The organism is Paenibacillus algorifonticola, assembly GCF_000971975.1.
GTDB classification, from domain to species: domain Bacteria; phylum Bacillota; class Bacilli; order Paenibacillales; family Paenibacillaceae; genus Pristimantibacillus; species Pristimantibacillus algorifonticola.
This window is the reverse complement of sequence record NZ_LAQO01000019.1, coordinates 112,418-132,786: the sequence shown is the minus strand read 5'-3', so window position 1 is coordinate 132,786 and position 20,369 is coordinate 112,418. Positions and strand designations below refer to the sequence as shown.

The 20,369-nt window shown below is 50.9% G+C and carries 20 protein-coding genes and 2 riboswitches; of the genes, 4 read left to right on the top strand and 16 right to left on the bottom strand.

The window, feature by feature from the left end:
* Positions 1–64: 64 nt before the first annotated feature.
* Genes WH37_RS23475 through WH37_RS23465 form a run of 3 tightly spaced genes read right to left on the bottom strand, consistent with a single transcriptional unit; the run spans position 65 to position 2,456 of the window.
* On the bottom strand, positions 65–943 hold the full coding sequence (locus WH37_RS23475) for an AraC family transcriptional regulator (protein WP_046233057.1): 879 nt from the start codon (positions 941–943) through the stop codon (positions 65–67).
* 39 nt (positions 944–982) lie between these two features.
* The gene (locus WH37_RS23470) at positions 983–1,729 is read right to left on the bottom strand and encodes an ABC transporter permease (protein ID WP_046233056.1); all 747 of its coding nucleotides are present in this window, start codon (positions 1,727–1,729) and stop codon (positions 983–985) included.
* Positions 1,722–2,456: an ABC transporter ATP-binding protein gene (locus tag WH37_RS23465; RefSeq protein ID WP_231594337.1), complete on the bottom strand. Its 735-nt coding sequence runs from the start codon at positions 2,454–2,456 to the stop codon at positions 1,722–1,724. Before WH37_RS23465 ends, WH37_RS23470 begins: the two co-directional genes overlap by 8 nt.
* A 282-nt stretch (positions 2,457–2,738) precedes the next feature.
* Between WH37_RS23465 and WH37_RS23460 the strand changes: the two genes are divergently transcribed.
* Entirely contained in the window at positions 2,739–3,470 is a 732-nt protein-coding gene (locus WH37_RS23460; protein WP_046233054.1) for a response regulator transcription factor, read from the top strand.
* A gap of 189 nt (positions 3,471–3,659) precedes the next feature.
* Here WH37_RS23460 and metE read toward each other — a convergent pair whose 3' ends face one another.
* The 7 genes from metE to WH37_RS23430 all read right to left on the bottom strand — a co-directional run bounded on the left by metE (position 3,660) and on the right by WH37_RS23430 (position 11,185).
* Positions 3,660–5,948 carry a 5-methyltetrahydropteroyltriglutamate--homocysteine S-methyltransferase gene (metE, locus tag WH37_RS23455; RefSeq protein WP_046233053.1) on the bottom strand — a complete coding sequence of 763 codons (2,289 nt, stop codon included), beginning with the start codon at positions 5,946–5,948 and terminating at the stop codon, positions 3,660–3,662.
* A gap of 266 nt (positions 5,949–6,214) precedes the next feature.
* A riboswitch (cobalamin riboswitch) is annotated at positions 6,215–6,407 on the bottom strand.
* A gap of 251 nt (positions 6,408–6,658) precedes the next feature.
* Complete coding sequence (locus tag WH37_RS23450; protein ID WP_046233052.1) at positions 6,659–7,528, bottom strand: energy-coupling factor ABC transporter ATP-binding protein; 870 nt, start codon at positions 7,526–7,528, stop codon at positions 6,659–6,661.
* On the bottom strand, positions 7,515–7,709 hold the full coding sequence (locus tag WH37_RS36655; protein WP_052737162.1) for a hypothetical protein: 195 nt from the start codon (positions 7,707–7,709) through the stop codon (positions 7,515–7,517). The genes WH37_RS23450 and WH37_RS36655 overlap by 14 nt, the downstream gene beginning before the upstream one ends.
* Before the next feature lie 31 nt (positions 7,710–7,740).
* Positions 7,741–8,337, bottom strand: a complete 597-nt coding sequence (locus WH37_RS23445) for a CbiQ family ECF transporter T component (RefSeq protein WP_052737161.1) — start codon at positions 8,335–8,337, stop codon at positions 7,741–7,743.
* Complete coding sequence (locus tag WH37_RS23440) at positions 8,334–8,618, bottom strand: energy-coupling factor ABC transporter substrate-binding protein (protein WP_046233051.1); 285 nt, start codon at positions 8,616–8,618, stop codon at positions 8,334–8,336. Before WH37_RS23440 ends, WH37_RS23445 begins: the two co-directional genes overlap by 4 nt.
* Positions 8,618–9,391, bottom strand: coding sequence for an energy-coupling factor ABC transporter permease (locus WH37_RS23435; RefSeq protein WP_046233050.1), 774 nt, complete (start codon positions 9,389–9,391; stop codon positions 8,618–8,620). The genes WH37_RS23440 and WH37_RS23435 overlap by 1 nt, the downstream gene beginning before the upstream one ends.
* 167 nt (positions 9,392–9,558) lie before the next feature.
* A riboswitch (cobalamin riboswitch) is annotated at positions 9,559–9,763 on the bottom strand.
* 186 nt (positions 9,764–9,949) lie between these two features.
* Entirely contained in the window at positions 9,950–11,185 is a 1,236-nt protein-coding gene (locus WH37_RS23430; protein ID WP_046233049.1) for a DUF445 domain-containing protein, read from the bottom strand.
* Positions 11,186–11,480: 295 nt separating this feature from the next.
* On the opposite strand from WH37_RS23430, the gene WH37_RS23425 reads away from it, so the two are divergent.
* From WH37_RS23425 to WH37_RS23415, 3 genes are all read left to right on the top strand, one after another.
* Positions 11,481–12,809 (top strand): TrkH family potassium uptake protein, encoded by a 1,329-nt coding sequence (locus WH37_RS23425; RefSeq protein WP_046233109.1) that lies wholly within the window; start codon positions 11,481–11,483, stop codon positions 12,807–12,809.
* A 41-nt stretch (positions 12,810–12,850) separates the two neighbouring features.
* The gene (locus tag WH37_RS23420; protein WP_046233108.1) at positions 12,851–13,459 is read left to right on the top strand and encodes a YdcF family protein; all 609 of its coding nucleotides are present in this window, start codon (positions 12,851–12,853) and stop codon (positions 13,457–13,459) included.
* A 128-nt stretch (positions 13,460–13,587) separates the two neighbouring features.
* Positions 13,588–14,829: a hypothetical protein gene (locus tag WH37_RS23415; RefSeq protein WP_046233048.1), complete on the top strand. Its 1,242-nt coding sequence runs from the start codon at positions 13,588–13,590 to the stop codon at positions 14,827–14,829.
* A 228-nt stretch (positions 14,830–15,057) separates the two neighbouring features.
* Here WH37_RS23415 and WH37_RS37130 read toward each other — a convergent pair whose 3' ends face one another.
* From WH37_RS37130 to WH37_RS23390, 6 genes are all read right to left on the bottom strand, one after another.
* Positions 15,058–15,183, bottom strand: coding sequence for a hypothetical protein (locus WH37_RS37130; RefSeq protein WP_269431341.1), 126 nt, complete (start codon positions 15,181–15,183; stop codon positions 15,058–15,060).
* A 12-nt stretch (positions 15,184–15,195) separates the two neighbouring features.
* Positions 15,196–15,873 (bottom strand): MgtC/SapB family protein, encoded by a 678-nt coding sequence (locus WH37_RS23410; RefSeq protein ID WP_046233047.1) that lies wholly within the window; start codon positions 15,871–15,873, stop codon positions 15,196–15,198.
* A gap of 169 nt (positions 15,874–16,042) precedes the next feature.
* Positions 16,043–17,815: a hypothetical protein gene (locus WH37_RS23405; protein ID WP_331458070.1), complete on the bottom strand. Its 1,773-nt coding sequence runs from the start codon at positions 17,813–17,815 to the stop codon at positions 16,043–16,045.
* Between the two features lie 11 nt (positions 17,816–17,826).
* The gene (locus WH37_RS23400; RefSeq protein WP_046233046.1) at positions 17,827–18,507 is read right to left on the bottom strand and encodes a hypothetical protein; all 681 of its coding nucleotides are present in this window, start codon (positions 18,505–18,507) and stop codon (positions 17,827–17,829) included.
* Positions 18,508–18,511: 4 nt separating this feature from the next.
* Positions 18,512–19,462 carry a sugar phosphate isomerase/epimerase family protein gene (locus WH37_RS23395; protein WP_046233045.1) on the bottom strand — a complete coding sequence of 317 codons (951 nt, stop codon included), beginning with the start codon at positions 19,460–19,462 and terminating at the stop codon, positions 18,512–18,514.
* 26 nt (positions 19,463–19,488) lie between these two features.
* Entirely contained in the window at positions 19,489–20,364 is an 876-nt protein-coding gene (locus WH37_RS23390; RefSeq protein ID WP_046233044.1) for a carbohydrate ABC transporter permease, read from the bottom strand.
* Between the last annotated feature and the right edge of the window lie 5 nt (positions 20,365–20,369).

The following is a 20,369-nucleotide window of genomic DNA, read 5'->3' as shown; positions in this document are numbered from 1 at the left end:
CCACTACGAGAATGCTTGGACTTCCCGCCGCTGTTGTCTCAGCGCACCAACTTAGTATGCCATTTCAGCGCTCCACTTCCTTGCGCACCGCGCGGCGATAGGCCAGCGGCGTTTCGTTCGTATATTTTTTGAAAAGGGTACTGAAATATTGGCTGCTGTTCACGCCGACATAATGGCAAATATCGCTGACCGGAATATCGGTCTGCTCCAGCAGCATTCGCCCCTTCTCCATCCGAAAGCGCATCACATAATCCATAACCGAGCAGCCGGTTCCTGCTTTAAATATGCGGTGAAAATACCCCGGATGCAGCCTTACAGCCGCCGCGATATCCTTCACCTGAATGTCGCGGTCATAATTTTGCTGAATAAAGGCGATGCTCGCGCCCACATAAAACTCCGCCGCATCATGCGACTGGCTGGAGGCCTCCTGGGCAAGCCTGCCAATCTGAACGAGCAGCTGCGTTAGTTGAAGCGCTGTGAGAAGCTGCTCCGCCCGCCGCTTGCCGTCCAGTTCCAGCACGAGCGCCTTCAGCATTTGATACACATCGCTCGGATCGTAAAGCAGCAAATAATCGTGCTTCACTGCGAACAGCGCCGCGAGCGCATGGTCTGTCTCTGCCAGCCGCTTAAGGGAAGGGAGGCCCACACCTGTATGGCTAAAAATAAATTCAACATTGAGCATCCGGCATGCGGTGCCCTCCGCAACGTGAAGGCGGTGAGCGACCATCGAGTCGATGACGATGAAATGCCCTTTTTCCATCGGGATGGATTTATTCAGCAGCTCTACCGTGCAATCGCCCGATATGACATACATAATTTCCACAGCGCTGTGCTGGTGGTAAGCCATTTCGAAGCCATTCCATTCCTTAAAATAATACGCTACCACTCGCGGATATTGCTCGGCCTGCATTAATTGCCCTTGGAAAATGCCCCGTCTTTCCATTTCATCGACCCTCCTCTAATGTGAACGCTTCCCAGGCTGCTACAGCAGCCTGCCATTATCTTTAGCGAACCACAGCCGCATCGTTAGCATGCTGAGTACAATAGACGTCAGCGACGACGAAGCCGACATCGCAAAGACGATTAAAATTTGATAGCGCACCGCCTCAATCGGGTCTGCCCCGGCGACGATCATCCCTGTCATCATGCCTGGCAGCTGCACGAGGCCGACCGTCTTCATGCCGTCCAGCGTCGGAATGAGACTCGAACGCACCGCCCGGCGCACTGCTTGGCGAATCGCCTGCTTCGTCGTCGCTCCAAGCGCAAGCAACGTCTCAATCTCGCCCCGCGACGCTTCAAGCTCCCGTTTCATATGGTTTAAATACAAGCCGCATACGATCATGGAGCTGCCGATTATCATCCCGCTGACCGGAATGATATACCGTGGCTCAGCCTCAATAATACGAAGCGAGAGCAGCAGAGCAAGCGTTACTGCCTCTGTGCCTGCCAATGCCAGCGCAATGCGCAGCCGGATGCCCTTAACCGGCATGGCTCGGGAGCCGGCATTCCACGACGCGACCGTAATCATCGAAATAATAATGAGCACAATAAAAATCGGATGATTCGTTTCAAAAATAAAATGAAGCAGAAAACCGATAAACAATAGCTGCACAGCCGAGCGAATCGTGCCTGTAATAATTTCCTTCTCTAGGCCAAGCTTTTGCTTCATCGAGATAAATGTCGTAATCGCGACGAATACAAGCGTGCAGGCGAGCGCAATATTATTCATGCCCAGCATCCTCCTGCTCCGGCGCATGCTGATTATCTAAAAAGCTGCGCGCCTGCTCCGACCCCGGATTTGTGAAAAAAGCTTCCGTAGCGCTTTGCTCCAGCAGCCTGCCTTCCGCCATAAACCAAACACGCCCGCTTACTTGCCGCGCCTGCTCTAGATCATGGGTAACCCAGATGAACGCCGTACCCTCTTCTGAGCACCATGCGCTTAGAAACTGCTCCACCTGCCGCTTGCTCTTCGGATCAAGCGATGAAGTCGTCTCATCAAGCAGCAGCAGCGGGGAACGAAGCAATAAGGTCCGCGCCAGCGCCGTCCGTTGTTTTTCCCCGCCAGATAAGCTTTCCGCCTCTTTGCTCCAATCGATATGTCCAAGGCCAACGCCTTCCATGCAGCGCCTTGCCAGCGCTTCATCGAACGGCTTCCCTTGCAGCTCGCTGACCGCGCGCAAGTTGCGCTCGACCGTTCCCGTCAGCATGATCGGCGTCTGTGCCACGTAACACACGCTGCGCCGCCACTCCTCGGGCTTCCACTCGCTGCTTGTCCGTCCTTGCAGCACAAGCGCTCCCGCATCCAGCTTACCAAGCAGCGACACGATGCGCAGCAGCGTGCTTTTGCCCTGACCGGATGTGCCCAGCAGCGCAATACGCTCCCCGGCCTGCACCTGCGCTGTAATCCCCTCAAAAAGCCATTCGGGATTTTTTCTATATTTTGATACCTTATCCAATGTTAATAAGGGGGCCACCTAACTCTCTCCTTCATCCACAGCCTGCATTTCACCATTATACTCTGCTCCCCGCCTGCTCGAAAGAGAACGGCCTGACAACGATTGCGGCAGCAGATCAGCTGGATCCGCTCTAACAGACAATTGTGTCTTTTTCGCGACTATGCTTCGGCTATTGTGGCAAGAAACGGGGGTTTTCTAGTTGACAACAATGGAGGTCGCATGCGATGATAATGATAATTGTTATCAATAATGAATTAAATGATAAAGATGAGGTGTTGAGCCATGGCATTTCAGCAACCATATAGCATTCTGATTGTTGATGATGAGGAGCATATCCGCAAGCTGCTCAAGTTATTTTTGAAAAAAGAAGGCTGGATCGTCGAAGAAGCCTCGGACGGCATCAACGGCTTGTTCAAGGCGATGCAATACAATTATTCAATGATTTTGCTGGATCGTAATTTGCCGGGAATGGACGGGCTTGAATTTTGCCGCGAGCTCAAGAAGAAAAAATCAACGCCCGTCATTATGCTTTCCGCCTGTGGTGAAGAGGTTGACCGGCTCGACGGCTTCCAAGCAGGCTCCGACGATTATGTCGTTAAGCCGTTCAGCCCGCGCGAGCTGATGTACCGCATTAAAGCGATCGTTCGCCGCACCTCGGAGTTTGCTTATCGCGCCTTGCAGCGCAAGCAGACGCCTGATCTCACGCTGCCAGGACTCGTCTTCGATTATGATTCGCGTCAAGTTATTGCCGGAAATAGCAGAGTGAAGCTGACCTTCCGCGAATATGAGCTGCTGCGGTTTATGGCAGCCAACATCAATCAGCCCATTTCCCGCGAGGATTTAATGCGGAGAATTTGGGGGTACCAATCGCTCGGCGATTACCGGACGATTGATACCCATGTGAAGCGGATCAGAGAGAAGCTGAACCGTGTCCACCCCGAATCCGCTTCCTTGATTCAGACGGTTTGGGGCATTGGCTATTGTCTGATGAATCCAGCGGCAGAGACCATTTAAGCGGGCGGCTGCAGCAGGCAGGAACCCTCCCCCTCCTATAATGGCATGCTTTCCTGCCCGCTGTGCCACGCTGCTCCCCGGCTTTGACCCTCCCCGCTTGCTTCAACAAGCAAAAGCTCCGCTTGCGCCAATTAGCGCGAGCGGAGCTTTTTTTCAAATAACCATATGAATGGTTATTGCTTAATTCCATTACTTAGCCAGCTGCTCCCGTACTTGCTCGGTCGCTTGAATCATGTTGCGCAGCGATGCCACTGTCTCATCTACACCGCGGGTCTTAAGTCCGCAGTCCGGGTTAATCCAGAACAACTCTGGCTCAAGCACGTTCAGCGCGCGTTTGATCATGGATGTCATTTCCTCTACTTCTGGCACACGAGGGCTGTGAATATCGTATACACCAAGGCCAATACCCAGCTCATACGTGTGCTCCTCGAAGCTGTGAATCAGCTCGCCGTGGCTGCGGGATGTTTCAATGGAGATAACATCGGCATCCAGCGCGCGAATAGAATCAATAATGTCATGGAACTCGCAATAGCACATATGCGTGTGGATTTGCGTCGTATCCTTAACGTCAGAAGTGGACAAGCGGAAGGAAAGCACAGCCCAGTTCAAATATTGCTCCCAATCTTCACGTTTAAGCGGCAAGCCTTCACGAAGGGCAGGCTCATCCACCTGAATCATTTCAATGCCTGCTTCCTCCAGCGCCTTCACTTCTTCTGCCAAGGCAAGCGCGATTTGGTAAGCGACCTGCTCACGAGTTAAGTCGCTGCGGACGAACGACCAGTTCAAAATCGTAATCGGGCCCGTCAGCATGCCTTTCACCGGCTTAGAAGTCAGCGACTGAGCATAAACGGTCTCTTCGACAGTCATCGGCTTGCTGAACTGCACATCGCCGTAAATGACTGGCGGTTTTACGCAGCGCGAGCCATAGGATTGCACCCAGCCATTTTTCGTGAAAGCAAAGCCTTCCAGCTTCTCTCCGAAAAACTCGACCATATCCGTCCGCTCGAACTCCCCATGAACGAGTACATCAAGACCGATCTCTTCCTGCAGCTTGATCCAATGCTGAATCTGCTCCTTAATGAATACGCGATATTGCTCCTCGCCCAAATCACCACGGCGCCATTGCTGTCTCGCTTGGCGAACCTCCGCCGTTTGCGGGAAGCTGCCGATTGTCGTTGTCGGCAGGAATGGCAGCTGCCAGCGTTCCTTCTGACTTACTTGGCGCTCTGCAAATACCGCCTTACGCTCCGACGGCTGTGCATCTATGCTCGCTACAGCGGCGTGGACGCTTGCACGGCCACGGGACGGCGATGCGGCAAGCGCAGCCAAAGCGGCCGCATTGCGATCAAATGCCTCTTTTACCGCTGCTTCTCCTTCATTCAGCGCTGTTGCAAGAACTGCGATTTCCTCCAGCTTCTCATTGGCATACGCCAATGCGCCTGCAAGCTCAGCTGGCAGAGCCGTTTCAAGAGCCGCCGATACAGGTACATGCAGCAGGCTGCAGGAGGAGCTTACAATGAGCCGATCGTTTGGCACGACTTTAGCAATACGGGCAAGCAGCGCTTTGCGCTCCTGAAGATCCGCCCGCCAAATGTTGCGGCCGTCAATAACGCCTGCACCCAGCACCTTGTCCTGCGGGAAGCCAATTGACTCAAGCTGCTGCAGGTTTTTTTCAGCCCCAGCTGTGAAGTCCAGTCCTAAGCCCTGTACAGGCAAAGCCGCGATTGCAGCATAATGCTGAACCGATTCGAAATACGTTTGCAGCAGCAGCTTGAGCTTAGGTGCAGCTTCATGAAGCTGTGCATAAATGGATTGCACAAGCGCCAAATCTGCGTCAGAAACGTCCGTTACGAGCGCAGGCTCGTCCATTTGTACCCACTGTACACCCTCTTGCTCCAGCTCGCGCAGCACCTGTGCATACAGCGGCACATACTGGGCAGCAACCGTAGCAAGCTCAGAAGCCGCATAGCCTTTAGACAGCTTGAGGAACGTATAAGGTCCAACAATGACCGGCTTGCCTTCGATGCCAAGCTTTTCCTTTGCTTCGCGGTAAGCGATCAGCGGACGGTTCTCGGTCAGCGCCGGCGTAATGCCTTTCAGCTCAGGCACAATGTAGTGATAGTTCGTATTGAACCATTTGGTCATCTCGGATGCCGAAGCGGTTTTATTGCCTCTCGCCATTGCATAATAGGTCGTTACCGATACTGGGCCGCCTGTATAGCCAAAGCGCTCAGGCACGACGCCAAACATAGCAGCCGTATCTAGAATGTGGTCATAATACGAAAAATCATTTACCGGAATCAGATCAATTCCGGCCTGCTTTTGCAATTGCAGATGGTTTAGACGAATCGTCTCCAGCTGCTTCAAGAAAGCCGCTTCCTCCAGCTTGCCGCTCCAGAACGCCTCCAGCGCTTTTTTCCATTCTCTGTTTTCACCAATACGCGGATATCCCAAACTGCTGCTTTTTACTTGACTCATTGTTATTGCCTCCTGTTTTTCATTATTCATCCTTGTGGATGGATGTATTAATTCTTTGTTATTTCATCAGCAAACTCAGATATATACTTATGGCATTGCGAGCGAATTTCTTCGCAGCTGCCTTTCCCTATACATCCGATTTGCTGCCAGCCAGAAACCAATCAAAAAGGGACGTCCTACCCTGTACAGAAATGTGGGTAAAGACGCCCCTCGTTTCAACAAACGATGGCTGCCATCTTTAACACCTCCCTATCTCCCGTAGGTACTGCAGTGTATAGAATAAGGCAGGTCTCCTGGCTCCAGCATCATCATCGCTGCGCTCGCCTTCCCGGCATCATGCCAGTGGCTTTATTGCGCAAAACTCCGCTGTTACAGTGGCGGGACCGCGCCGGTGTTGCACCGGACTTCCCTTTTAAGCTCAAGACGTTACGCAAGAGCACCCTATTCCTCGCTATTTAGTTGGTCGATCTTTATTTATACAAGCGTAAACGACTTTGCCGTCCTCTGGCGGCAAAACTTTCGTTTCGCGATGAAATATAGAGAAAGAATAGCGAAATGATATACTTTCCTATATTTCAAGGTGAAACGGTTTTCGCCGTCCTCTGGCGGCGCGGCTCGTTTCATTCTGAGAAATATAGAGAAAGGATGGAAACATCATATCCTTTCCTATATTTCAAGCAACATGTATAAATATACACACATTTGTGTTTTTATACAACAAAAGATTTTACAGCCGCTTTAAATTGTGCGAGCGTACGTGGCGCCTGCTGTTCTCCCCTCAGCTTTGCCGGCAATGCCTCCCAAGCTTCCAGCACCATTGGCAGTGCCAATCCAAGGCTTCTGAGACGCTCGCCTTCGCGAAAAACGGTCTCCGGCGTGCCCTCCAATATACAGCAGCCCTCATTCATGATGAATATCCAGTCAGCCCACGCATAAGCCATATTCATGTCATGCGTAGCCATCACCGGCGTTATGCCGCTGGCATGAATCCGGTCCAGCTCAGCCATCAGCCGCTGCTCCGACAAAGGATCAAGATAAGCAGCTGGCTCATCGAGCAGCACCAACTCCGGCTCAAGCGCCAGCACGCCAGCAAGAGCGACGCGCTTCTTTTGCCCCAGGCTGAGGTGATGAAGCGGCTTATGCGCCAGTTCCTGCAAATTCAATTGCTGGACGATGCGCGCGGCACGCCTTTCTATTTCATCTTCATGAAGCCCCGCATTGCGCAGCCCATAGGAAATATCCTCATAAGCGGTATTCAAAATGAGCTGATGCTCCGGGTCCTGAAATACGAGGCCGACGCGCCGTCTCAAACTGGCGAGCTCTCCCGACTTGTAAGAAAGCGGCTCGCCGCGCCAGCTGACAAAACCGGATTGCGGGCGATTAATGCCAATAAGCTGCAAAAAGAGCGTCGACTTGCCCGAGCCATTATGTCCGCACAGCGCTATCCGCTTATTCGCGGGAATGCGCAGCTCCAGCCTGTTTAAGGCAGCTTTGTCCGTTCCGGGATAAGCATAGCTTACTTGGTTCATTTCCATAATTGTTGATGCCCGGTTGTTGTCCGCCAGCTTATTCACCTCCATAACGAAGCCATAGCTCTGCTGCCAGTAAAATCGTTAAGCCTAACCCAGCTTCCGCCCAATACCGGAGGCGAACCGTCCGCTTTACAGCAGGCGCAAGGCGGATTTCATTCGTAAATCCTCTTGCCATCAGCCCATTCGACAGCCCCTTGTATCGGTGCATCGTCTTGACGAAGAGCCGCACAGCAATAGCCGCCGTATCGCGCAGCTTGCCCTTAAAGCTGTTTTGACCGCCGCGCGCGCTGCGCGATCAGCATAGCCCCCGCCGTATCCAGCAGCAGAAAGATGAAGCGATACATAATAATCATGAGCTCCAGTACAATTTGCGGCATTTTCAACCGCTTCAGCACTTGCAGCAGCTCGGGGAACGGAGTCGTCAAGGTGATGAAAAACATACAAGCCAAGCAAGCAAGAATACGCGTGAAAATATATCCTGCCAGCGCTACGGATGCCTCCGGCACATACAAGCTTAGCAGCTCCCATGAAACGAGCACCCAACCTGCTTTCGCTGCTGCCAAGTTTCCTGCTGCGCTGCCGCTAATGCTGCTGGTACTGGTTAATTCAATAAGCAGCGCTGGCAAGCTGAGAATAAACAGCAAGCAAGAGGAGAAAAGCAGCGCCGCATAAAGCTTGGCGGGCACTTTCGCATAGCCGACCGTCCACAGCACAAGCCATCCGAAAATGGCAAGCTGCACGAGCGGATGAGCGAGATAGGCAAGCAGCAGCAGCAGGGCTGCAAGCCCGCATTTCCAAAAGGCGGGTAAATCCCGCAGCTTATTGGAATAAGAAATCGTATCGATCCATTTCATCATTGCTGCTTTGATTTCTCCGACTTCCCTTTAAAAAGGCCGATCACATAGCCAATTATGCCAGCGCCAATCGCAGCTTGCAGCGCGAACAGCATGCTTTCCGTTTCTCCCGGCACCTCAGCCAGCGGAGACGCCCAAGGCTCATAATGCGGCGCAATCGTCTGGATCATTTCCTCCGCCGCGCCATCTGCGCCGCCAAACTCGGCGTTAATGAATATTAATGGCGCAACAGCAAGTAAAACAACTATGGCTAAAATCCAAATATTTTTGGCACTGCGGCTCATTACACGCGATCCCCTTTCATTCTCCGCTTCAAAATAGTCAGCTCGTCCGTATTAAAAGATTGCAGCCAGTTCCAGATCAATACCGTCAGCAAGCCTTCACTAACAGCTAGCGGAACTTGAGTAATAGCAAAAATACCGCCAAATTTCATAAAGGAAGCGAGAATGCCGCCTTCGACAGCCGGAAAAGCAACTGCCAGCTGAACGGAAGTGACGATATAAGTAGCCAGATCGGCAACAGCAGCAGCGGAAAAAATCGCTATGCCTTGCTTGCTGCCTGAACGCATCAGCAACCGATAGACCGCATAGCCCGCAGCCGGACCCGCAACCGCCATTGAAAAAGCGTTCGCCCCAAGCGTCGTCAGCCCGCCATGCGCAAGCAGCACCGCTTGAAATAGTAATACCATTGAACCCAGTACACTCATCGGCAGCGGACCGAACATAACCGTTCCAAGCCCGGTTCCCGTCGGATGCGAGCTGCTGCCTGTAACGGAAGGAATTTTCAGCGCAGACAGCACGAAGGTGAAGGCAGCCGCCAAGCCCAGCATCAGCTTAAGCTCTGGCGCTTCCTTTGTCATTTTTCGAATGGCACGTACGCCCAGGATGAAAAAAGGAATAAAGGCCGCCCACCAAAAAATCGCCCACCCCACAGGCAAAAATCCTTCCATAATGTGCATCGCATAAGCGGATTGCGGCTCATTCACCAGTAAAAAAAGCGTGAAGCCGATAACCAGCAAAGCGGTGCTTGCTGCTGTCTTTCTTTTTAACTTGACCATTCGTTTCAATACCCTCCCCATTCTTCTTAGAGCCTGTGAAAAATAAAAAAAGACCGTCTTCCCTTGGGCGGGAAACGGTCATGTGTACGCAGAAATAGACGGTTGCGCCAGCAAACAGACTGGTAGCAATCGCTTTCGTTCGTACACCTATCCTTTCCGCGAAGGCACTGTGGTGCTGGAACGAGGTAGGTCTCCTGGCTAGCAGATCATCATTTTCCTTCGTCTTCCCCGGCTGCCCTAAAGCATAGGCCAAGTGACTCCTGCTGGTGAAGGAAAACTCCCTGATTACAGTGGCGGGACCGCTCGGGATTTGCACCCGATTCCCTGTTACCCTTTGACGTGCGCAAAGGCACCTCGTTCCATGTCAATCATTTTTCAAAATATAGGAAAGGATATGATTTTTCAATCCCTTCTCTATATTTCTCGGACTGAAACGCGCCGCGCCACCAAAGGACGACGACAGCCGTTTCACCTTGTATTCATTGGTCATTTTGTAGTTTGATCTTATCACAAAAGATTCAGGCTGTCCCCTAAAATTGTATATGGCCATCCTTGCTATTAGAAAAAGGACAAAATTACGCCTACAACAAAACCGCATATTGCGCCGTTGACGCGAATCCACTGCAAATCGTTGCCGACCTTTTCCTCCAGCATCGAGACGAGCGCCTTGTCATCCATCCGCTCGAGATTATCCCGAACGAGCGCACCAATGCGATAGTGATTGTTCTCAATAAGTCGAACGAGATAGCCGCGAATGCCTTCTTCCCAATTGGCGAGCATTTCTTGCTTGCCGCTCAAATAATCCGTAGCAAAACGGTATCCCTGCACAATCGCGCGCCCACCGCTGCGATGCTGCTCCTCCAGCTTGTCCAGCACGAGCTGCCTTAGCTCCTCGAGACGCAAATGGATGAAGCGTTCCGTTTCTACGCTGTCCACACCCTGTTCAATGAGCTGTTTCAGCTTGAGCATCAGCTCTTCGTTATCGGCAAGCTTCTCCGCCTGGGCCCTTACCTCAAGCAGCAGCTTCTGCCGATGCGGGCTTCCAGGATGAGAAAGCTCCTGCATAGTAGAAAGCAGCATGTTCTGAATCAAACCGCCGAGCTTCTCCTCGTTCATAAAGCCGACGAAAGCTTGCAGCGCAAAGCCCATAAAGCCGCCAACCTTAAGCTCCTCCAGCTTCTTGAAGGCGAGCTTGCCGAGCATTTCCTCGGTTTCACGCTTGCGAATCCAGTGGCCTACATGCTCAAGGCCGTAATCCAGCGCCCGCTCATCCCAGCGCTCATGGACGAAACGATCCGCCAGCTTGCGGACGATTGGCGTAAAATCCTGCTTTTTCACATAATCCGCCAAAAAGCCATGCAGCACGCTGCTAACTCGCTCCAAAGGCAATCGTTCCACTGCCGACTGGGCAAAATCAACGGCGGCCAATCTAAACTTGCGCTTGCCAATCAGGCGAGTCGCCGCCGACGCAGCCCCTGCGAACAGCTGAAAGCCTGACAGCTTGCGGGTAATGCTTTCTTTATTCAGCAGTTCATTTTCCATGGCGCTGATGAGCGAGTTGACGATTTTCGCCCGGTTTTTGAGCAATAAGGACGTATGTGGAATGGGAATGCCCATCGGATGGCGGAACAGCGCTGTCACCGCAAACCAATCGGCAATCCCGCCGACCAGACCTGCTTCGAAGCCGCTTTCCAGCAAATGCGTCCATGCGTTGTCTGGCAGCCACCATCTCGTTGTAATAAAGCCTGCCCCCATAACGGCAAGCGAAATACCTGCTATATATCTTGATTTCATCGTTGTCCTCCCTAATCGCGGCGCCCCAGCGCCCTCCTGTTGCATATTACCCTATTATACCAGATAATGAGGTGGCAAGCGTAAACGGCTGTGCCAGCCTTCGGCGGCACAAGCTCGTTTCGCGTAGACATATAAGCATTATAATAAGAGTAAAACTTATTGTTCTTATATTTCAAGCGTAAACGGCTGTGCCAGCCTTCGGCGGCACAAGCTCGTTTCGCTTTTTCACATCATCGTTCGCTTACCAATAAAGGAGATTACCTGTGTGGCCAGACTACGAACCATCTTTCTGAAAATGACACCGCCGCAGATTCTTACGCTCGGCTTTCTCGCGATTATTGCGGCGGGTACCCTATTGCTTTCCCTGCCTCATGCTTCGGCAACCCATCAAGCGACGCCGCTCATAGACGCGTTGTTCACAGCCACTTCCGCTGTTTGCGTAACGGGACTTGTCGTCGTCGATACCGGCATCCACTATTCGACCTTTGGCGAGCTCGTTATCCTCGTGCTGATGCAAATCGGCGGACTTGGCTTTATGACGATGTCTACGCTATTCGCCCTTGCCCTGCGCAAACGGATATCGCTGCGCGAGCGGCTGCTGCTGCAAGAATCAATGAATCAATCTTCGCTGGAAGGGATCGTCCGCTTCATTCGGCGCGTGCTCATTTATGCTTTTGTCATAGAAGGTGTTGGCGCCCTTGTTCTCGCACTTCGCTGGTCAACGGAAATGCCTTTCGGCAAGGCATTGTACTACGGCATTTTTCATAGCGTGTCGATGTTCACGAACGCTGGATTTGATATTATGGGGCCGATGAACGGCAAGTTCAGCAGCTTTGTCAATCATGTCAACGATCCCATCATTAATGTGATCGTCATTGCGCTCATTTTTCTCGGCGGGATCGGCTTTATCGTACTGGCGGAAATGTGGGATTATCCGAAAACGCGCAAGCTGTCCTTTCACTCCAAGGTTGTGCTGTATGCGACAGGCATTTTGTTTGTAGCAGGGGCGGTTATTATTTTTATATTCGAATTTACGAATGCCAAAACATTAGAGCCGCTTAGCCTGAGCGGCAAGCTATATAGCTCGTTGTTCCAAAGCATATCGCCGCGTTCGGGCGGTGCAAATACGCTCGATATTCCTTCGCTGCGCCATGCGACGCAGTTTCTCATTATTTTGCTCATGTTCATCGGTGCGTCTCCCGGCTCTGCGGGCGGCGGCATTAAGGTGACGACGTTTGCGATCCTCATCGGAGCGGTGTTTGCGATGATTCGCGGCCGGGAGGATGTCGTCTTTTTCCGCAGAAGACTGGCAAAGGACCGGGTGTACAAGGCGCTGACGATTACGATTGCTTCGCTGGCGGCAATTATTTTGTTTACGATGATTTTATCGACGACCGAGGATGTCGATTTCCTCGTTCTGCTGTTTGAAGTTACCTCGGCGTTCGGTACGACCGGGTTGTCGCTTGGCTTGACGCCGCATTTGACTGTAATCGGCAAAGTGTTAATTATTATTATGATGTTCGCTGGGCGGCTCGGCCCGCTGACGCTGGCGTTCACGCTCGTTCCGGCGCAGGAGAAGAAGGAGCTGTACCGCTATCCGGAAGGTAAAATCATGATTGGATAATGAACGACGTGGAAAAATCATTTTTCAAGGAAAGGTTTTTCATGAAAAACAAGCTTGCTTCTAAAAAAATCAAAACGCTTCTGTTGTGCTTTGCAGCAGCTATAGCTGCGTTAATCTGCTGGTTTTCCAGTGAAATTTGGTTATTCAGCTTGAAGGATGAGGCGAAGCCCGCTGATGCGATTTTAGTGCTCGGCACCGCAGTCTGGGGCGATCAGCCATCCCCTGTGCTGCGGGAACGCCTGAATCATGCCATCAAGCTGTACGAGCAAGGCTACGCAAATTATATTATTTTTACCGGAGGACGCGGTGCTGCGGATGAGCTTGCAGAATCTGAAGTATCGCGAAGCTATGCGATTGAAAAGGGCGTAAAGCCTGAACATATTTTAATTGAAAATCAATCGCGGATTACGGAGGAAAATTTCCTATACGCGCTAACGGCTGCAAAGCACCACGATCTTCGATCTTTCATTATTGTCAGCGATCCGCTGCATATGAAGCGGGCGCTCACGATGGCGGACAGGCTGGGAATGACGGCCTACTCCTCCCCCACCACGACTTCCGCATACAGCAGCCTGCGAACCAAGCTTCCCTTTTTCTTTCGCGAGCTGTTTTATTATACAGGCTATCGCATTTTATATACTCTGAGCTAGCTGAATCTATTCAGCACTCAGGGTATTTTTTTGCTTAAAAAAATCTAGTATTATACATTTTTGGCATGCAGAATCCGATGAAAAAGAATAGGTCTATTTTACTAAGATGCTGCAAGGGAGACTGCTGAATGCCCGATAAGTTGAAGAATATGTTAAAGCTGCTGCAAGAGCTATGGTTTGTGCCTTTCGTCGTTTATACCGCCGGGCTTGTGTATGTACAGGGCTCCTTTCATCCTTATTTGGGTGATCTGTTTATATTTAAGGATATTTTATCGTTTTATCCTGTTTCTCAAAGCCTATATTGGATTAACGGTATCTATATTTCCTTCTTTTTAGCGCTTCCTGTTGTGACGATAGCTGTACTTGCGTCCCGAAAGGATCGGAGAAAGCCTCGCAGGGCGCCTAATCGGTCGAATGTGAGACTCAGACGTTTTCTATATTTCGTATTCCGCAATCGAAAGCATCCCTTATTATCACTAATTCATGGCCTTTTATTTCTTAGTTTTATTATTACTATGATACTTTTTCAAATTTTAACCTTGGATAAAGATTTAAATCTACCGCTGACCGTGCAAAATATATTCTTCTATAGCGCTTTTTTTCTTATTTTTTATTTTTCGTATCAAACCGCTTCCTATTTCAAAATGAATGCACCGGCAACAAAGCTAAGTATCATTTTCGTTACAGCTATCATATTGATTTTTTCCATATACCTCAGCGGTATCCATGCGCAATATATTAATATTATGAAATATGAGGCTCAGAAGAGCAAAATTGAAATGTCCAGAGTCACTTTGGTAAATGAGACGCTGACACTCATAAAAATGGACATTTCATCCGATTATTACATCGGCTATCATACAACCTCCAAACGATCTATTTTTATAGCAAAGGATAATATTGATAAAATCGAAAATTTTCAAGCTTCTTATGCAGGAAAAAAACGGCTTGCTGATCCTTCTGCTTTAAACGATGAAGAGGACGCTATTATTAAAACGTTACAAAACTATTATGATTTTAAAAGCCAGGCGGCGAAACGCACGAAAGCTTGTACACAAACGTGCGCCTCATTCGACGCATTTAAGAAACTGCAATCAAATGCCTACATTAGCAACGCCTCGGATTCCATTCGGTTAAAGTATTTGCAGAACAACCCTTATCGCGGTAAAGAGGAAGAGGACTACTACGGTGTAGACTTCTCCTTGCCAGAGCGAATTGAAAGTGAAGCTCGCTTAAAAGCCGTCTATGTCAAAGAATATTGGAAAGACGACATTTTCTATATAAAATATACGCTGCAAAACGTCGCTGATTTGGATAAAAACCCGTGGATCATCATTAAAGATGAGGAAGTAGTTTTTGACTTTCAATAAAAAAGCTCAAAAGGATCGAGTATAGCGTGGACACGTACTGATGAAGGCTGTAGCAACAAAAGAATATCAAATAGAAATTTGGCGGTCACAGCAGCAGCTATTTGTTGCAGATAAAGGCGGCTGAGCAGGTTCGCGGACTCAGAAGCCGCTAATTGCCTCCTTTATAATCATTTATAGCGAGAAAAACCAACTTAACGGCTTTCCTGTCCGTTTGCCCTCCAAAATCGCTTAAAAATGAGCAAATAGCTGCTGCTGAGTCCGCCTAAACCAAAAAAGGCAGCGTTCTGGCCATTTTCCTTGCTCATGACTATCGGCTGCCTTTTTCAATATTAAGTTAAGCGCTTTATCTAGCATGAAAAAATGCTCCTATGAGCTTATGTTTTCTACCTCGACGGAGACGACATTTTTCAAACGCCGCAAATCCTCGTAGACAGAGGTTGTCGGGTGCAAATCCCGCGATGACAGCACAAGCTGAATCTCTTTGCGGCCGTCGCCAATATCTTTGATTTTTGTATGTTTGATCTGGTGCTCCGATCGAATTCTCGTCATCAAGCCATCCAGCTCAGCCGAACGGTCAAACGTCATACAGACCGATAGGTCGCGCTCGCGCAGCTTTCTCGGTCCTAATGCCCGCACGATAGAAGGCACCAGATTAACAGCTAAAATGATAAATCCTGCGGCCGTGAATGCTTCCTTATAGAAGCCTGCCCCTGCCGCGATCCCAAGCGCCGACGCCGACCACACCATGGCAGCCGTCGTCAGACCGGAGATGACATCGTTATTACGTCTGAGGATGACGCCTGCGCCGATAAAGCCGATGCCGCTCACAATTTGCGCCGCCAGCCGCATCGGATCCATGTTGGTCATGCCAGGATGGGCAAGCTCAGTCGCCGCTTCGATCGACACCATCGTAATCAGGCAGCTTGCAACCGCGATCACCATGCTTGTCTTGATGCCTAGTGGCTTGTGCCTGAGCTGACGGTCTACCCCAATCAGCAATCCGAGAAGCAAAGCCGCCCCCAATTTAAGTGCAAACAAATGCAATCACCCCTCCTGGGGGAGCATCCTCTTTATTGTGCATGCGCCCCTCGCGCTCAGCGCCGCTCTGAGGTTGCTGATTTCTAAACCTGTTGGCAGGAGGCTATGCAGCATAAAATCAATGTCCTACTAGCCGTTAACTGCCATGCGCAAGTCATCCAAGCCATCTATAAAATTACTGCCCGTTTATCCCATTGCCATCGCTTGGCGACAGCCGAATATGAAACGTCCGGTCATAAGGCGTCAGCACGTTGACGACCAGCGTCTGGCAATCTGCCGGGAATGCAGCGCCGCGAATCGATTTAGCCCAATGCTCATCCGCACCGCCGTCCATTTCAATCCAATCATCGCCAGCCGTAAATTTTACAGTGCCTGCTTTCCAAAATTGCGTGCCCGTTTCGGCAGGAGCCAATTCGCCGCCAGCCAATTGCCCTTCCTTTCCGAATATGAAGGAAATTTGGGTCAAAAGCACGTCTGGCTTGTCGCATTGCACACGGAGACGCCAGCCGTCCGGCGTTTCAATGAGCTCAATTCGTACATCGTGCTGCTGAAGATGCGTTACTTCACGCAGCTGATGCGGCAGCAAATACCATGGGCTGACAGTATTGCTCGCGATTTCAGGCAGACGATCAGTTGCGATCGGCCCGTAGTAGCCCTTTGATTCCGTCCCCTTCAGAACGAAGCCAGATTCAAGCTGCTCCATATCGTTCATTTTGATAAATCCCGGCTCGAACGAGCTGCTGACCTGCACACCAAGCAGCCGTGCCGCTCCATGCCGAAGTGCAAAAAACGAATTCGTCTCCGTCATGACCGTAACACTCGTTCGCCCTTCCCGCTGCCGGGCAACCGGTGCGCCGAATTCGGGATGCAGACGACTATGATAGATTTTTCCGCCATGACCGGCCGACTCCATCTGTTTTAAATAATGCTGCCGATTAAATTTCCCGTTGATGACAACCCGGTAATGATCCGGCAGTCTGCCGCTTTCCACACCTGGCTCTCTCAGTTCCGGATGAAGCAAAAACCCGAGCAATACATTGTTCGGGATAGGTCCCGGATGGTTAAGCGCCTCGATTCCGAGCTCAGCCAAGGCAGCGAACAAAGGATTCTGATCGCGATGCGCCATAAGGCTGGATACGAGTGCATAGCTGGACATATCAAACAATTGTCCAAAGTCCTGGCGTCCAGAATAATCCGTAACGACTTCTCCATCCGGGTGGATAAGATAAGCCATCATCCGCAAATTGCGGCGAACCGGCTCGAGAAGCTCGGGCCTGCCAAGAAGCTCAGCCGCATGGAACAGCATGACGTCGCTTACACCGTTATAGATGCCATTGCTGCGCTCCGTCCATTCTCCATCCTCCGTGCAATCCATGCCTTCAGCCAGCCATTGATCGGCGCGTGCCGTCAGCTCCGCATGGCCTGTCAATCTGTGCAGAAAGGCAAGAGCCGCTGTCAGCACCCAACGATGGTTCGGCGTATGGCAGCCGCCGGTCAGCAGTGCCGGCGCAGAACGCTCCAGAAACTTTCTAATGTCCGCTCTAACCCGTTCCAGCGCAGCCCATTCATGCTTCACCAACAGTTCAAGCAGCCCAGCAAGTCCAACGACGGCGAAGGCGGTATCGGGCGGCGAATGCATATTGGTCCAACCGGGCGATATCGTGCCGTCCTCGTGCTGTTCGCGGACAATGAAGGCTGCCGCCAGCTCCAGACGCCGCAGCAGCTGTTCGTCATGATAATAGTTGGAGCTTTCGTTAACAAGTGAGCATGCCCATATCGCCATAAACGTTGGCGTTCCCATGTGGGTCGGCCAAGCAACCCCATTGTCCGGATCGGCTACACCGCCGTAGAAGCGGCTGCCGCTGTCCATTATTTGATTATCGATTCCTTGCGTGACCCAGCCATCGTTTACGGCAACCAGCTTCTTGTACTTCAGATGCATGTTCATCTTCCTTCCTCTTACTCCTTTGATCCGCTAAGCGTATGCCTAATGACAGTCAGCTCCGCCTCAATCCGCTTAGGTATTTCTTCGTACAGCGTTTCCCACGGAACGAACAACGGCTCACGCTCCGCAAGCTCGTAAGGAACGAACTCAAACGATGGCATGAACCGGTGATACGCCTGCTGATAGGCTCGAACTAGCACATTCGTCTCTTCATCATACTGCCCCTGCGCCTTGTACCACTCCGGCAATGTAAGACCGTCCAGTCCGGCATCGCGGTCTGTCGCGGTACGCACGTTCGGAAGCAGCTCGAAAATAATCGGCAGCGGCGAGAAGGCGTGCTTTCCAGGCTGCGAATACAGGCTAACTGTTTTCCCCTCCAGATTGGAGCGGTCAGGCAGCAGCGCCTTCATGTATTTGCCGTGAAAGCTCGCTTCCGCATCCACTACGGCGCGGTCCTTGCCTATATTAACCCATACATGCTCCAGCTCGTACAGATGCTGAATGTCATAATCCCAATAAATCGCGAATTCGATCACATAATCGACATTAGCATCCAACCGTTCAAATTTACGCCGAAACGACGGCGATTGCTCGCCTTCGTGCAGGACGGAAACGCCGACCCGCACCGGATAGAACGGCTCTTTTTTATCAAAATATAGCCGTGGGGCATAGGATGCCAGATGCTTAATGTCCATCGTCCTACACCTTGCGCTCGGACAGCTTGGCGAGCAGCAGCTCGTGGCTCTGTTCGATTTCCTCCGGTGTACATGCTGCTTTTAACTCATATACCTTCACAGGGGCTGCCTCGATAATGGGGAGGAAGCGGTCAAAATAGCTCATGTCGCCACTGTGCACATACGGACACCAGTGATCCGACAACCCGACCGTTTCATGAATATGAATGCCGACCACATTGTCCTTAATGGCTTCCATATCCCGCGCATTATCGTACAAGCCCATACGTTCCATCATCATGCCGTGGCCAAAATCGTACCACAAGCCGACCGGAGCGCCCTTCAGCCGATCAAACACCGATTTCGCCTCACGCAGCGTCGGCATCTGATAACAGCGCGAACGCGTCTCGATGCCAATCGATACGTCCCAGCCCTTAGCCGCGATCTGGTCGCAAATATCTTCCAGACTATTGCCAATGCGCTGCAAATAGTGCTCCGACAACGATTCCCTGCGCTCCAGCATCTCGATCCACAGCTTTAAGTAAGCGGAGGAATCCGGGCCTTGTTCATGGTAAATTTTTTTGAGCTCATTATCGATGTTATAGTCGAACGGCACTTCGCCCGGATGCACGACAACCGCTTTCGCTCCATAACGATTCGCATATTCCGCCGTACCGATCAGCAGCTTGATGGCACGCTTTCGCTTCTCCTCATCTTCAAAGCCGAGCAATACAGAATCGGTACCGTAATCGGGGTCCGCAACGTGCGGAAACGTATTATGAACACTCGATACTCCGATTTCTCCCCGTTCAATCATTGGCTCAATCGTCGACAGCAGCTCCTGCGTAACGTTATAGTTCAGCTCAACGTAGCGAAAGCCGAGTTCCCGAATTTCATCGATCATGCTGCTGCCGACGTTGTGACGTTTAATATTCCAGCATGTCGAGAACGAATATTGGCCTTTATCCTTTCCCATAAGCTCCTCCTGAAATATAGATTCGGTTAACCTTTGACCGCCCCGAGCATAACGCCGCTAACGAAATACCGCTGCAGCCACGGATAGACAATCATGATTGGCACAGTTGCGAAAATAACGCTCGCCGCCTTCAAGCTTTCCGGCTGCAGCTTCGCCTGTCCGTTTGCGCCTTCCATTACCAGCAGCTCACTGACCATGTTGTTTTGCACCAGCTGATAAAGCTTCAATTGCAGCGGATACATCTCCGGACTCGTAATATACATTAACGTATCCGTAAAACCGTTCCAGCGACCTACCGCATAAAACAAGCTCAGCGTAGCAATAACGGGCAGCGACAGCGGCACGATAATGCTAACCAGAGTGCGGAGGTACGAGCTTCCGTCAATCTCCGCTGACTCCTCCAGCGAATCGGGAATATTTTGAAAAAAGGTGATCAAAATAATTAAGTAAAACGGGCTAATGAGACCTGGCAGCATAAGCGCCCATATCGTGTCGAGCAAGCCCAAATTGCGCACGAGCATATACTCCGGAATAAGTCCCCCGCTGAAAAACATCGTAATGATAATAATGAACATGACCAGCTTGCGGCCCTTTAATTTCGTTTTGGCAAGCGGATAAGCCGCCGCAATCGTCATTAACATGCACATGATTGTAAATAAAACCGTCAGCATAACGGTAAAACCGAGTGAACGAATCATCGACTTGTCTGAAAATACCTGCTTGTAGGCATCCCAGTTGATTTCGACAGGAATAAGGCTGACCTCACCAGACATGATGGAACGCGTCGAGCTGAGCGAGATAGCAATTATATGAAGAAACGGAGCCAAACATATCAGCACGAATAATAAAATGGCGATCGTATTGACAATATCAAATGATCGGCTGGCCTGTTGATCTCTCATGTCTT

Excerpts from the sequence above, each read along its gene's own strand:
- WH37_RS23435 (WP_046233050.1), bottom strand. The coding sequence starts at position 9,391 with ATGGTCAAGTTAAAAAGAAAGACAGCAGCAAGCACCGCTTTGCTGGTT.
- WH37_RS23445 (WP_052737161.1), bottom strand. The coding sequence starts at position 8,337 with ATGATGAAATGGATCGATACGATTTCTTATTCCAATAAGCTGCGGGAT.
- WH37_RS23395 (WP_046233045.1), bottom strand. The coding sequence starts at position 19,462 with ATGGGAAAGGATAAAGGCCAATATTCGTTCTCGACATGCTGGAATATT.
- WH37_RS23425 (WP_046233109.1), top strand. The coding sequence starts at position 11,481 with ATGACACCGCCGCAGATTCTTACGCTCGGCTTTCTCGCGATTATTGCG.
- WH37_RS23400 (WP_046233046.1), bottom strand. The coding sequence starts at position 18,507 with ATGGACATTAAGCATCTGGCATCCTATGCCCCACGGCTATATTTTGAT.
- WH37_RS23390 (WP_046233044.1), bottom strand. The coding sequence starts at position 20,364 with ATGAGAGATCAACAGGCCAGCCGATCATTTGATATTGTCAATACGATC.
- WH37_RS23475 (WP_046233057.1), bottom strand. The coding sequence starts at position 943 with ATGGAAAGACGGGGCATTTTCCAAGGGCAATTAATGCAGGCCGAGCAA.
- WH37_RS37130 (WP_269431341.1), bottom strand. The coding sequence starts at position 15,183 with ATGCTAGATAAAGCGCTTAACTTAATATTGAAAAAGGCAGCCGATAGT.
- WH37_RS23440 (WP_046233051.1), bottom strand. The coding sequence starts at position 8,618 with ATGAGCCGCAGTGCCAAAAATATTTGGATTTTAGCCATAGTTGTTTTA.
- WH37_RS23405 (WP_331458070.1), bottom strand. The coding sequence starts at position 17,815 with ATGAACATGCATCTGAAGTACAAGAAGCTGGTTGCCGTAAACGATGGC.
- metE (WP_046233053.1), bottom strand. The coding sequence starts at position 5,948 with ATGAGTCAAGTAAAAAGCAGCAGTTTGGGATATCCGCGTATTGGTGAA.
- WH37_RS23450 (WP_046233052.1), bottom strand. The coding sequence starts at position 7,528 with ATGGAGGTGAATAAGCTGGCGGACAACAACCGGGCATCAACAATTATG.
- WH37_RS23415 (WP_046233048.1), top strand. The coding sequence starts at position 13,588 with ATGCCCGATAAGTTGAAGAATATGTTAAAGCTGCTGCAAGAGCTATGG.
- WH37_RS23470 (WP_046233056.1), bottom strand. The coding sequence starts at position 1,729 with ATGAATAATATTGCGCTCGCCTGCACGCTTGTATTCGTCGCGATTACG.
- WH37_RS23460 (WP_046233054.1), top strand. The coding sequence starts at position 2,739 with ATGGCATTTCAGCAACCATATAGCATTCTGATTGTTGATGATGAGGAG.
- WH37_RS23420 (WP_046233108.1), top strand. The coding sequence starts at position 12,851 with ATGAAAAACAAGCTTGCTTCTAAAAAAATCAAAACGCTTCTGTTGTGC.
- WH37_RS23430 (WP_046233049.1), bottom strand. The coding sequence starts at position 11,185 with ATGAAATCAAGATATATAGCAGGTATTTCGCTTGCCGTTATGGGGGCA.